This window comes from Streptomyces sp. ML-6 (assembly GCF_030116705.1).
Taxonomy (GTDB): domain Bacteria; phylum Actinomycetota; class Actinomycetes; order Streptomycetales; family Streptomycetaceae; genus Streptomyces.
In genome coordinates, this window is the sequence record NZ_JAOTIK010000001.1 from 3,341,686 (window position 1) to 3,354,053 (window position 12,368).

Annotated in this window: 10 protein-coding genes; 4 read left to right on the forward strand and 6 right to left on the reverse strand. The window is 75.5% G+C overall.

Annotation, left to right across the window (positions count from 1 at the left end):
- Window positions 1-2 precede the first annotated feature (2 nt).
- Genes OCT49_RS14520 through OCT49_RS14530 form a run of 3 tightly spaced genes read right to left on the reverse strand, consistent with a single transcriptional unit; the run spans window position 3 to window position 3,720 of the window.
- Window positions 3-1,745 (reverse strand): L-aspartate oxidase, encoded by a 1,743-nt coding sequence (locus OCT49_RS14520; RefSeq protein ID WP_283852296.1) that lies wholly within the window; start codon window positions 1,743-1,745, stop codon window positions 3-5.
- The gene (panC, locus tag OCT49_RS14525) at window positions 1,742-2,782 is read right to left on the reverse strand and encodes a pantoate--beta-alanine ligase (RefSeq protein ID WP_283852297.1); all 1,041 of its coding nucleotides are present in this window, start codon (window positions 2,780-2,782) and stop codon (window positions 1,742-1,744) included. The genes OCT49_RS14520 and panC overlap by 4 nt, the downstream gene beginning before the upstream one ends.
- Entirely contained in the window at window positions 2,779-3,720 is a 942-nt protein-coding gene (locus tag OCT49_RS14530) for a Rossmann-like and DUF2520 domain-containing protein (RefSeq protein ID WP_283852298.1), read from the reverse strand. Before OCT49_RS14530 ends, panC begins: the two co-directional genes overlap by 4 nt.
- 191 nt (window positions 3,721-3,911) lie before the next feature.
- Here OCT49_RS14530 and OCT49_RS14535 point away from each other — a divergent pair, with 191 nt between their 5' ends.
- Entirely contained in the window at window positions 3,912-5,174 is a 1,263-nt protein-coding gene (locus OCT49_RS14535; RefSeq protein ID WP_283852299.1) for a threonine aldolase family protein, read from the forward strand.
- A gap of 363 nt (window positions 5,175-5,537) precedes the next feature.
- Window positions 5,538-6,650, forward strand: coding sequence for a DUF5937 family protein (locus OCT49_RS14545; RefSeq protein ID WP_283855802.1), 1,113 nt, complete (start codon window positions 5,538-5,540; stop codon window positions 6,648-6,650).
- A gap of 151 nt (window positions 6,651-6,801) precedes the next feature.
- Here OCT49_RS14545 and OCT49_RS14550 read toward each other — a convergent pair whose 3' ends face one another.
- Complete coding sequence (locus tag OCT49_RS14550; protein ID WP_283852300.1) at window positions 6,802-7,476, reverse strand: response regulator; 675 nt, start codon at window positions 7,474-7,476, stop codon at window positions 6,802-6,804.
- A 168-nt stretch (window positions 7,477-7,644) separates the two neighbouring features.
- Window positions 7,645-8,847 carry a sensor histidine kinase gene (locus tag OCT49_RS14555; RefSeq protein WP_283852301.1) on the reverse strand — a complete coding sequence of 401 codons (1,203 nt, stop codon included), beginning with the start codon at window positions 8,845-8,847 and terminating at the stop codon, window positions 7,645-7,647.
- A 96-nt stretch (window positions 8,848-8,943) separates the two neighbouring features.
- Between OCT49_RS14555 and OCT49_RS14560 the strand changes: the two genes are divergently transcribed.
- A complete protein-coding gene (locus OCT49_RS14560; protein WP_283852302.1) occupies window positions 8,944-9,927 on the forward strand; it encodes an SAM-dependent methyltransferase in 984 nt (327 codons plus the stop codon).
- A gap of 51 nt (window positions 9,928-9,978) precedes the next feature.
- The gene (locus OCT49_RS14565; protein ID WP_283852303.1) at window positions 9,979-11,121 is read left to right on the forward strand and encodes an NADH-quinone oxidoreductase subunit D; all 1,143 of its coding nucleotides are present in this window, start codon (window positions 9,979-9,981) and stop codon (window positions 11,119-11,121) included.
- Window positions 11,122-11,189: 68 nt separating this feature from the next.
- Here the strand turns inward: OCT49_RS14565 and OCT49_RS14570 are convergent, their stop codons facing one another.
- Entirely contained in the window at window positions 11,190-12,341 is a 1,152-nt protein-coding gene (locus OCT49_RS14570) for a hypothetical protein (RefSeq protein WP_283852304.1), read from the reverse strand.
- Between the last annotated feature and the right edge of the window lie 27 nt (window positions 12,342-12,368).

The following is a 12,368-nucleotide window of genomic DNA, read 5'->3' on the forward strand; positions in this document are numbered from 1 at the left end:
GGTTACGGCTCCTCGGTGACGTCGGCGGGGTGGGTCTGGGGTGCGGCCGCGCGGTCTGGTTCCCGCGCGGAATCTACGGGGCCGAAGGCCTCGGTCCGGGTCGTGGTGAGGACCGGCCGGCGCCCCGGGGCGATCCGGACGACGACGTGGCGGCGCCAGTTCTCGTCGTCGCGCTCGGGCAGGTCCTCGCGCCAGTGGCAGCCGCGGGTCTCCTCGCGCCGCAGGGCGGCGGCGACCAGGACGCGCGAGACGAGCAGCAGGTTGGTGGCCTCCCACGCCTCGACGCCGGGCACCGCGACCTTGGGCTCGGCCGTCTCCACCGCCGAGGCGGCGCCCTCGTGCAGGGCCTCCAGCTCGGCCGCGGCGGCGGTCAGGCTCGCGGCGGAGCGCAGCACCCCGGCGCCCCGGGTCATGATCCGCTGGATCGCGGTCCGGGACTCGGGGGTGATCAGCGGGGCGGGGGCGGAGCCGGACCCGGTGACCGGGGCGCCCGCGCGGGGCCGGTCCGCGACGATGTCCGCCGCGATGCGCTCGGCGAAGACCAGCCCCTCCAGGAGGGAGTTGGACGCCAGCCGGTTCGCGCCGTGCACCCCGGTGCAGGCGACCTCGCCGCAGGCGTACAGGCCGGGCACCGTCGTACGGCCCCGCAGGTCGGTGCGGACGCCGCCGGAGGCGTAGTGCGCGGCGGGGGCGACCGGAATCGGTTCGGTGACCGGGTCGATGCCGTGGGCGCGGCAGGCGGCCAGGATCGTGGGGAAGCGGCGCTCCCACATCTCGGCGCCGAAGTGGCGGGCGTCGAGGTACATGTGCTCGGTGCCGCGCAGTTCCATCCGGCGGGTGATGGCCTTGGCGACGATGTCGCGCGGCGCCAGCTCCGCCAGTTCGTGCTGTCCGAGCATGAAGCGCGTGCCGGACGCGTCGACGAGATGGGCGCCCTCGCCCCGTACCGCCTCCGACACCAGGGGCTGCTGGCCCTCGGAGTCGGCGCCGAGGAAGAGGACCGTGGGATGGAACTGGACGAATTCCAGGTCGGAGACCTCCGCGCCGGCCCGCAGCGCCAGGGCCACGCCGTCGCCGGTGGAGACCGCCGGGTTGGTCGTGGCGGAGAAGACCTGGCCCATGCCGCCGGTGGCGAGGACCACCGCGGGGGCCCGGACCGCGCCGACGCCGTCGTGCTGGCCCTCGCCCATGACGTGCAGGGTGACGCCCGCGGTGCGGCCCTCGGCGTCGGTGAGGAGGTCCAGGACGAGCGCGTTCTCGACGGTGTGCAGGGCGGCCGCGCGGACCGCGTCTACCAGGGCGCGGGAGATCTCGGCGCCCGTCGCGTCGCCGCCGGCGTGGGCGATGCGGTTGCGGTGGTGGCCGCCCTCGCGGGTCAGCGCGATGTCGCCGCCGTCCGTGGTGTCGAAGCGGGCGCCCGTCGCGATCAGCCGGCGCACCGCGTCGGGGCCCTCGGTGACCAGGGTGCGCACCGCGTCCTCGTCGCACAGCCCGGCGCCCGCGACCAGGGTGTCGTCCAGGTGCTGCCGGGGGGTGTCGCCCTCGCCGAGGGCCGCCGCGATGCCGCCCTGCGCCCAGCGGGTGGAACCGTCGTCGAGGCGGGCCTTGGTGACGACGACGGTGGCGAGGCCCGCGGCGGCGCAGCGCAGTGCGGCGGTGAGACCGGCCACGCCGGAACCGACCACCACGACGTCGGCGTCGATGGACCAGCCGGGGGCGGGGGCGGTCAGCCGTATTCCGGTCACGGGGTGGCTCCGAAGGTCAGCGGGATGTTGTCGATCAGGCGGGTGCGGCCCACCCGTGCGGCGACCGCGAGGATCGCGTCGCCGGTGGTCCGGTCGTCGGGGATCTCGGTGAAGTCGGCCGGGTCCACGAGCGCCAGGTAGTCCAGGACGAGCGGCGGCTGGGCGGCCGCCGCGTCCTCGAGGACGAGGGACGCCGCGGCGCGCACCGCCGACGGCCCGTCGACCGGGCGGGCCAGGGCCACCGCCTGGGTGTCGGCGGCGGCGCGGGCCTCGCCGAGCGCGGTGAGCGCGGCGGCCCGGCCGGTGGTGGCGGTGGTGATCTGCGCGCGGGCGTGCAGCGCCTGCTGGGCGGCGAGCCGGTCGCGGGCCGCGAACAGGGCCCGGGACAGGGCCAGGGCGGTGCGCCGCTCCGCCGCGTCCAGGAAGCGGTTGCGGCTGGAGAGCGCGAGGCCGTCCGGCTCGCGGACCGTCGCCACGCCGACGATCTCCACGGGGAAGTTCAGGTCGCGCACCATGCGGCGGATCAGTGCCAGCTGCTGGGCGTCCTTCTGCCCGTAGAACGCGAGGTCGGGGCGGGTCAGGTGGAGGAGCTTGGCGACGACGGTGAGCATCCCGTCGAAGTGGCCGGGGCGCGAGGCCCCTTCGAGCCGCTCGCCCATGGGGCCCGCGGAGATCCGGACCTGCGGTTCGCCGCCGGGGTAGACCTCGTCGACGGACGGCGCGAAGACCACGTCGGCCCCGGCGGCGCCCGCCACGGCGAGGTCGGCGTCCAGGGTGCGGGGGTAGCGCTCCAGGTCGGCGGCCTCGCCGAACTGGAGCGGGTTGACGAAGACCGTGACGACGACCTGGCCGTCCGGGCCTGCGGCCCGCCGGGCGGCGCGGATCAGCGTGGCGTGCCCCTCGTGCAGGGCGCCCATGGTCATGACGACGGCGCGCGGCCCCCGCAGGGGGGCGAAGGCGCCGAGTTCGGCGGCGGTGCGGAGCAGGGCGGGCGCGGGGGCGCCGGTCGTTCCGGTCGTGCCTGTCGTGCGGGTCATCGGGACTCCTGGGGGCCGGTGCTGCCCGTGCCGTCGGCCAGGACCCCGAGCAGGGCCTCGGCCGGCTCCGGCTTGAGCATGCCGTGGGCGAGTGCGCGGTCGGCGGTGGCGCGGGCCATCGCCACGTACCCGGCGACGGTCTGCGGCGCGTGCCTGCGCAGCTCGTCGAGGTGCGCGGCGACCGTGCCGGCGTCGCCGCGGGCCACCGGGCCAGTCAGGGCGTCGTCGCCGGAGCGCAGGGCGTTGTCGAGCGCGGCGCCCAGCAGCGGGCCGAGCATCCGGTCGGGGGCCGAGACGCCCGCCGTGCGCAGCAGCTCCATCGCCTGGGCGACCAGGGTGACCAGGTGGTTCGCGCCGAGGGCGAGCGCCGCGTGGTAGAGCGGACGGGACTCCTCCGCGATCCACTCGGGTTCGCCGCCCATCTCGATGACCAGCGCCTCGGCGGCGAGCCGCAGCTCCTCGGGGGCGGTCACGCCGAAGGAGCAGCCGGCCAGTCGCTGGACGTCGACGGGGCTGCCGGTGAACGTCATCGCCGGGTGCAGGGCCAGCGGCAGGGCCCCGGCCCGCAGCGCCGGGTCCAGGACCCGGGTGCCGTACCGCCCCGACGTGTGGACGATCAGCTGGCCCGGCCGTACCGCGCCGGTCCCGGCGAGGCCCTCGACCAGGCCGGGCAGGGTGTCGTCGGGAACGGTCAGCAGGACCAGCTCGGCCCGCGCGAGGACCTCGGCGGGCGGCACCAGGGGGACGTCGGGGAGCAGGGCGGCGGCCCTGCGCCGGGAGGCGTCCGAGACGCCCGACACGGCGACCGGCCGGTGCCCGGCGAGCTGCAGGGACGCGGCGAGGGCGGGGCCCACCCGGCCCGCACCCACGACGCCGACGGTCAGACGGGCGGGGCGGTCCCTCGCGTCGAGGGGTTCCTTGGGACCTGTTGCATTCACGCGGCGATGGCCTTCCGTTCCAGTCCGCAGGGGGTACCGGACGATTTCTTTGCATGCTACGCCAGCGTTTTCACCGGATCCCCGGCCGTCCACAGCCTGTGGGAAACTCCGGGGCGTCCGCCGCCCGGGCCGATGGCCGGTGACCGCGGAAACCAGGTGATTCCCGCCGGGTCCTGCGTGAGGATCCTCCCATGACCGAGACGGACGAGCAGGCACGGCAGCGGCGGGAGCAGGGGCCGGAACAGGGGCCCGAAGAGGGACGGGAGCGGAGTCCGGAGCAGGGGCGGGACCAGGGGACGGAGCCGGAGACCGGACAGGACCCGGAGGACGCCCAGCGGCTGCGCAGGCTGACCGCCTGGCGGACGGCCGAGCGGTCCCTGGCCCGGCTCTCCTCGGACCTTCCGCTCGGTGAGCGGCTGGCCGGGCTGGCGGCCGGGGCCGGTACGGTCACCGCGCTCGACCGGTCCACGGACTTCTACGGCGACGGCGTCGTCGCCGACCTGGAGGAGCGGGTCGCCGGCCTGCTGGGCACGGAGGCCGCCGCGTTCTTCCCGACCGGGACGATGGCGCAGCAGGTCGCGCTGCGCTGCTGGGCGGGGCGGACCGGCAACTCCGCGGTGGCGCTGCACCCGCTCGCCCACCCCGAGGTGCACGAGCGCGGGGCGCTGGAGGCGCTGAGCGGGCTGCGCACCGTCCACCCGACGCACGAGCCCCGGCTGCCCACGGCGCAGGAGGTCCGCGACTTCGCCGAGCCGTTCGGCACCCTGATGCTGGAGCTGCCGTTGCGCGACGCCGGTTTCGTGCTGCCCACCTGGGACGAGCTGGAGGACGTGGTGGCGGCCGCGCGGGAGCGGGACGCGGTGGTGCACTTCGACGGCGCGCGGCTGTGGGAGTGCGCCCCCCACTTCGGGCGGGAGCTGCCGGAGATCGCGGCGCTCGCGGACAGCGTGTACGTGTCGTTCTACAAGACCCTCGGCGGGATCTCCGGGGCCGCGCTGGCCGGTACCGCCTCCCTGGTCGAGGAGGCCCGCACCTGGCGCCACCGGTACGGCGGCCAGGTCTTCCAGCAGTTCCCGGCGGCGATCGCCGCGCTGATCGGGCTGGACCAGGAGCTTCCGCGCCTGCCGTCGTACGTGACGCAGGCGCGGACGGTGGCCGGGGCGCTGGCCGAGGGCTTCGCGGCGGCCGGCGTCGGATGGTTCCGGGTGCATCCGGAGCCGCCGCACACGCACCAGTTCCAGGTGTGGCTGCCGTACGGGGCCGAGGCCCTGACGGAGGCGGCGGTACGGCAGGCGGAGGAGACGGGCGTCTCGCTCTTCCGCGCGTGGTACCCCGCGCCCTCCGGCCCGCCCGGCCTGTCCTTCACCGAGGTCACGGTGCGGCAGGCGGGGCTGGAGTGGACGACGGGGGACGTGCGGGAGGCGGTGGGGGAGTTCGTGAAGCGGCTGGTCTAGCGGGCGCCCCGGGCCCGGGCGGTAGGTCACCGGGGCGGCCCGGGGTTCCGCCCCGGGCCGGGCGGGTCCGCAGCAGCGCCCGCAGGGCCGCCCGCAGTCGGCCGCGCGCCGGGCGGCCCGCGATCACCGCCTCGAAGCGGCGGTGGTCCCGGATGCCGCGCGCCACCGCCCAGTCGTGCCGTCCCGGTTCCGGCGGCGGCGCCTGCCCCAGCCGGGCCGCGCGGTAGCTGTCGAACATGTGCTGCTGAATGGCGTCCATGGCCTCAGCGTCGTCCGGGCCGGCCGGGACGGCCCCTCACTTGACGAGCCCCGTCAAACGACCGGGGCACTTGCCCGGGCACCCCGCACCATGGAGGGGTGAGCGTGCACATCGACATCGCCGGGCTGGCGCCCGAGCACATCGTCTTCCGGACCTCTCCCCTGGCCGAACTGGGGCTTGCCCTGCACGCCCTCGCCGAGCCCGGCCACCACCCGGGGCTGCACGGCTGGGCGACGGCGACCGCCAGCGCGCTGGAGCCCGACCTCGCCGACCGGCTCCACGAGGCCGAGTTCCTGTGGCGCAACACGTTCTCGGACGTCTTCATGGCGTTCGCCGGGGTCCCCGGCAGCGGCGGCAGGACGGGCGCGACCCTCGCCGAGGACCTGGACATCCTCGACCGGATGGACGACGAGCGGTTCGTCGCCGCCGCCCTGGAGTTCACCTGCTCCCGGCGGTACGGGGAGGGCGCGCCCTCCCCGCTGGGCGACGCGACGATGCGGGCCCGCGCCCTGGACATGGCGGCGGCGCGCGGCCCCCGGCAGGTGGAGTTCACCCAGCAGCTGCTGGCCGGCCCCGCCCCCGTGCGCCGCTGGATCCGGCGCCTCTTCGAGGACTGCGACCAGGCGTTCTTCGCCGAGACCTGGCAGCGGGTGCGGGTCCAGCTGGTCGCCGACGCCCGGCACAAGACGGACCTGCTGCGGCGCAAGGGCATCGGCGAGGCGATGGCGGCGGTCTCCCCGGCGCTGTCGCTCGACGAGACCGGGACCCGGATCAACGCCGACAAGCTGATCGAGGGCCGGACCAGCGCGGTCGACCCGGCCACCGGCCCCGGGCTCACCCTCATCCCGTCCACCTTCGGCTGGCCGCACCTGAACCTGCTGCACGCGCCGGGCTGGCGGCCGGTGATCCACTACCCGGTGCACCAGCCCGAGCTGCCCTCCCCCGCCTCCGTGGAACTGCTCCAGCTGCGCATGGAGGCGCTGGCCCACCCGATGCGGATGCGCCTGTGCCGCCACCTCGCCCGTTCCCCGTACACGACCGGGGAGCTCGCCGACACGCACGGCATCACGGCGCCCGAGGTCTCCCGGCACCTCGCGGTGCTGAAGAAGGCGGGTCTGGTCATCACCCGGCGGCGCGGCCGGTACGTGCTGCACCAGCTGGACCTGACCTCGGTGGCGCGGCTCGGCAGCGACTTCCTGGAGGGCATCCTGCGCTGACGGCCGACGGCTGACGGGGCGGGTACGAGCCCGGGCCCGCGGGACCGCATCCGGAGCCGCCGGACCTCACCCGGCTCCGGGCCCGCCGGACCCTGTCCGCACCCGGCCCCGGCCCCGCCGGACGGCCCGTGGTTCATCCCGTCCAGCTCGTTCAGCCCGCCCCGCCCCCGGCCCGGACCAGTCCCGTCTCGTACGCGAGGACCACGACCTGCACCCGGTCGCGCAGGCCCAGCTTGGTGAGGATGCGGCCGACGTGCGTCTTCACGGTCGCCTCGGAGAGCACCAGACGCGCCGCGATCTCGCCGTTCGACAGGCCCTGGGCGACCAGCAGCATCACCTCGCGCTCGCGTTCGGTGAGCCTGGCGATGTCCTTGTGCTGCGGCTCGCTGTTGCCGGTCGGCAGCAGCGCGGAGAACCGGTCGAGCAGCCGGCGGGTGGTGGAGGGGGCGACGACCGCGTCGCCGCTGTGCACGGAGCGGATGGCGGTGAGCAGTTCGGCGGGCGGCACGTCCTTGAGCATGAAGCCGCTCGCCCCGGCCTTCAGCCCGGAGAACGCGTACTCGTCGAGGTCGAAGGTGGTCAGGATGAGCACCTTGGGGGCGTTCGGCTGCGCGCAGATGCGGCGGGTGGCCTCGACGCCGTCCAGCCTCGGCATCCGCACGTCCATCAGCACCACGTCGACGGCGGTGGCGCGGAGGTTCTCGATCGCCTCCGCGCCGTCACCGGCCTCGGCCACGACCTCCATGTCCGGCTGGGCCGCGAGCACCATCCGGAAGCCGGTGCGCAGCAGCACCTGGTCGTCGACGAGCATCACGCGGATCGCCATGAGGTGTCCTGTCTCCTGTCTGTCCCGCGGCCCGGGGATCGGGCTCGCGGTGGGGCTCGCGGTGGCGCACGGGCCGGGCCCGTCGTGCGGTTCCATGGTCCGGGGTCGGGCTCGCTGTCCGGTCCCGGGGGCGCGGTCCGGTCCCGGGGCCGGCCGGGACGGGAACGTCTAGTGGGCCGGTTTCAGCGGCAGCAGCGCGCTGATCCGGAAGCCGCCGCCCGGCCGTGGCCCGGCGTCCAGTGTGCCGCCGACCATGCCGACCCGCTCCCGCATGCCGATCATGCCGTGCCCCGCGCCGTCGGCGCCGCCGTCCGCGTACAGCTCGTGCGCCGCGCCCCGTCCGTCGTCCTCGACGAGCAGCCCGAGCCCGTCGTCGAAGTAGACCAGCCGCACGCTGGCCCCGGCGTCCGGGCCGCCGTGCTTGCGGGTGTTGGTCAGGGCCTCCTGCACGATGCGGTACGCGGTCAGCTCGACGCCGCTGGGCAGCGGGCGCGGGGTCCCCTCGACCTTGAAGTCGACGGGCAGGCCGGTCTGCCGGACCTGTTCGATCAGGTCCTCGATCTGCTCCACGTCGGGCTGCGGGACGTACTCCCCGCTCTCCGGGGCGTCACCGGTCCGCAGCACCCCGAGCAGCCGCCGCATCTCGGCGAGCGCCTGCCGGCCGGTGCCGGAGATCGTCTCCAGGGCCTGTTTGGCCTGGTCGGGGGCCACGTCCATGACGTACGCCGCGCCGTCGGCCTGCACCACCATCACCGACACGTTGTGCGCCACGACGTCGTGGAGCTCGCGGGCGATCCGGGCCCGCTCGGCCGCCACCGCGACCTTCGCCTGCGCCTCGCGCTCCCGCTCCAGCCGGGCGGCCCGCTCCTCCAGCTGGTCGAAGTAGGCCCGCCGGGTCCGCATCGAGTCGCCGAGCACCCAGGCGAGCACGAACGGCACGGTCAGCACGATGACCACGAAGACCGCCTCGGCCCAGCTGGTCTGCTGCACCTCGTCCTGCCAGCGCAGCTTGGCCAGGCCCGCCGCGCCCAGGCTGCAGATCAGCGCGAGCCGGGACGCCCAGCGCTCCCCCACGGTGGCCACGGTGAAGACGATGACCAGCATGGCGAAGTTCTGGAGGCCGGGCCCGAACCCCGTGACCAGCTGCGCCACCCCCATCGCGATGGCGAGCAGCAGCATCTTCTCCGGCGCGCGCCGGCGCAGCGCGACGACGACGCAGAGGCCGAGGATGATCGGGAAGGCAGCGGCCCGCGCCGTACCGCTCTCCCGGATGCCCACCATGGACATGCCGGAGACCCCGAAGAGGACGACGGCCCAGAAGCAGTCGACGCCCAGCGGGTGTCTGCGGAGAAAATCGTAGAGACGCTGCACGTGACCCAGCGTAGGGACAGGCGACGGGTGCCGGGGTCAGTCGGAGGGTCGATCCGGCTTCCGGGCCCGTACTCCCCAAGGTGGAGACTTGGCCCCGTGACGGATGAGTGGCGTGGGTGGCGTGTGGCGGCGGAGACCGCCCTGTACGGGGACGGGGGGTTCTACCGGAGCCCCGAGGGGCCTGCGGGCCACTTCCGCACCTCCGTCCACACGGGCCCGCTCTTCGCCTCCGCCGTGGCCGCGCTGCTGGTCCGGACGGCGCGGGAGCTGGGCACCGGCGAGGTCGACCTGGTGGATCTGGGGGCCGGGCGGGGCGAGCTGCTGACCGGGGTGCTGGCCGCGCTGCCGGCCGCGGGCGCCGGGGACCTCACCGTACGGGCGTACGCCGTGGAGCTGGCCGGCCGGCCGCCCGGCCTGGATCCCCGGATCGAGTGGCGCGCCGCACCGCCGCCGGGGACGCGCGGCCTGCTGTTCGCCAACGAGTGGCTGGACAACGTCCCGACGGAGGTGGCCGAGACCGACGCGGACGGCGTCGAGCGGTACGTCCTCGTACGGGCGGCGGACGGCGCGGAGCGGCTGGGCGCACCGGTGACCGGGGCGGACGCCGAGTGGCTGCGCCGCTGGTGGCCGTCGGCCGGGCCGGGCGGCCGGGCGGAGATCGGCCGCCCCCGCGACGAGGCGTGGGCGGCGGCGGTGTCCACGCTGGCCGCGGGGCTCGCGGTGGCGGTGGACTACGCGCACCGGCGGGAGGCCCGGCCCCCCTTCGGCACGCTCACCGGCTTCCGGGCCGGGCGCGAGGTCCGGCCGGTGCCGGACGGCCGCTGCGACCTCACCTCGCACGTGGCCCTGGACGCGTGCGCGGCGGCGGGCGGGGAGGCGGCCGGCGCGCCGCCCGAGATCCTGACCCAGCGCGAGGCGCTGCGCGGGCTCGGCATCGACGGCGGGCGCCCGCCGCTGGCCCTGGCGTCGAGCGACCCGGCCGGTTACCTGCGGGCCCTCGCCTCGGCGGGCGAGGCGGCGGAACTGACGGCCCGGGGCGGCCTGGGCGACTTCGGCTGGCTGATGCAGCGCAGGGGCTGAGAACCGGTGCCCCGGACCCGGGTCCGGGCCCGTTCACGCGATACTGGCCGCATGACGGAGACGACAGTCGGCATCGGCGGCGCGGCGGAGAGCACCGACATGGTGCTCAACATCGGCCCCCAGCACCCTTCCACCCACGGCGTGCTCCGTCTGCGCATCGTCCTCGACGGCGAACGCGTGCAGCACGCCGAACCGGTCGTCGGCTACATGCACCGGGGCGCGGAGAAGCTGTTCGAGGCCCGCGACTACCGGCAGATCGTGATGCTCGCCAACCGCCACGACTGGCTGTCGGCGTTCTCCAACGAGCTGGGCGTCGTGATGGCCGTGGAGCGGATGCTCGGCATGGAGGTCCCCGAACGCGCGGTCTGGACCCGCACCCTGCTCGCCGAGCTGAACCGGGTCCTGAACCACCTGATGTTCCTCGGCTCGTACCCGCTCGAACTCGGCGGCATCACCCCGGTGTTCCACGCGTTCCGGGAGCGCGAGGACCTCCAGGCCGTGATGGAGGAGATCTCCGGCGGCCGGATGCACTACATGTTCAACCGCGTCGGCGGCCTCAAGGAGGACCTCCCGGCGGGGTGGACCGGCCGGGTGCGGGACGCCGTCGCCGCAGCCCGGTCCCGGATGGACGTGTACGACGACCTGGTGCTCGGCAACGAGATCTTCCGGGGCCGCACCCGCGGCGTGGGGGTGCTGTCCGCCGACGCGGTGCACGCGTACGGGGTGTCCGGGCCGATCGCCCGCGCCTCGGGCGTCGACTTCGACCTGCGGCGCGACGAGCCGTACCTCGCGTACGGGGAGCTGCGGGACACCCTGAAGGTGGTCACCCGCGACGCGGGCGACTGCCTGGCCCGCTTCGAGTGCCTGCTGGAGCAGACGCACAACTCCCTGGACCTGGCGGACGCCTGCCTGGACCGGCTGGCGGACCTGCCGCCCGGTCCGGTCAACCAGCGGCTGCCCAAGGTGCTGAAGGCCCCCGAGGGCCACACCTACGCCTGGACCGAGAACCCGCTCGGCATCAACGGCTACTACCTGGTGTCCAAGGGCGAGAAGACCCCGTACCGGCTGAAGCTCCGCTCCGCCTCGTACAACAACATCCAGGCGCTCACCGAGCTGCTGCCGGGCACGCTGGTCGCCGACATGGTGGCGATCCTGGGCTCGCTCTTCTTCGTCGTCGGCGACATCGACAAGTAAGCGGCAAGTGGCCCACCCGACCGCCGGGGGCCGGGGCCGGTGCCCCGGGCCCCGGCGGTCGGTGGCCGCTACGAGATCGCGCTGCGCAGCTCCACCACGTCGAGCTGCTCGGTCTCGTCGTGCGCGGTGAGGTCGATGACCTTGCCGACGGCCCGGTCCGCGGCCGGGTCCGTGCGGTGGTCGGCCAGGGCCTCCTCGCCGACCACGTCCGCGAGGTCCTCGTCCTGCACGGACTCGATCGCGGCCCTCGCGGTCCTCGCCGCCTTCTGCGTGCCGAAGAAGTCGAAGCTGCCCTGCGGCACCGGCTGGCGGCGGGGGGCCGTCTGCGGGGCCACGGGGCTCGCGGTCGGCACGGCGGGGAGCGCGGCGGACGGCCGGGGGGCGGACGGCAGCGGGGCCGACTGCCGGGCGGCGGGCAGCGCGGCGGTGGGACGCAGGTTCTGGGCACCCGTGGCGTCCTGGCCCGGGGCCTCCCCGCCCGCCGCGTCCCGGCCCGGGGCGTCCTGACCGGTCACGTCCTGGTCCGCCGTGCCCCGGCCTGTGGCGTCCTGGCCCGGCACGTCCCGGTCCGCCGCGTGCCTGCCGGACCGATCCTCGGTGTCCCGGGCGCGCTCGGCGAGATCACGCCTCCTGGCCTGCTCGGCGGTGCGGCGCGCCTCCTGGAGCGTCCGGTTGCGCGAGAGGTCCTCCAGCGCCTGGGCGGCCCGCAGATAGGCGCCCGGCGTCGGCGTGCTGCGCGCGGCCGGGAGCTCCCGGGGCGCGGAGGCCGCCTCGATGGCGAGCCGGCGACGGCCTTCGAGCGCGCTGGCCCGCTCGGTCTCGGCGTTGGCGTACCGGCGCAGCAGCGCGGCGTGCTCCCCGCGCAGGTTCGCGAGCTCCACGCGCTTGCGGCGCAGCTTCGTCTCCAGCCGTACGCGCAGCTCCCGCGACTCCTCCAGGTCGGACTCCAGCTCGGCCAGCCGCTCCTCGGCCCGCCACTCGTCACCGGCACGGGCCCGGGTCAGCTCCGCGACCCGACGTCCCGCCTCCCGGTCCCAGCTGCGCATCAGATACGCGCCGGTCACGGCTGAAGCCGCCGCGACGCCCACCAGAGCGCGCAGGGCCAGGGGCTCGGCGAAAAGCCAGGCGCCCCCGGCGCTCAGGACCGAGACCCCGACGACCACCGAAGGCGGAAGGATTCTGTGCAGAGGTGGCGAATGGCGATGACGTCCACGTGGCATGGCCTGAAATTTACCGTGTGTGCGGGG

Coding starts and splice junctions, on each gene's coding strand:
- panC (WP_283852297.1), bottom strand. CDS start 2,782: ATGACCCGCACGACAGGCACGACCGGAACGACCGGCGCCCCCGCGCCC.
- OCT49_RS14535 (WP_283852299.1), top strand. CDS start 3,912: ATGACCGAGACGGACGAGCAGGCACGGCAGCGGCGGGAGCAGGGGCCG.
- OCT49_RS14550 (WP_283852300.1), bottom strand. CDS start 7,476: ATGGCGATCCGCGTGATGCTCGTCGACGACCAGGTGCTGCTGCGCACC.
- OCT49_RS14565 (WP_283852303.1), top strand. CDS start 9,979: ATGACGGAGACGACAGTCGGCATCGGCGGCGCGGCGGAGAGCACCGAC.
- OCT49_RS14570 (WP_283852304.1), bottom strand. CDS start 12,341: ATGCCACGTGGACGTCATCGCCATTCGCCACCTCTGCACAGAATCCTT.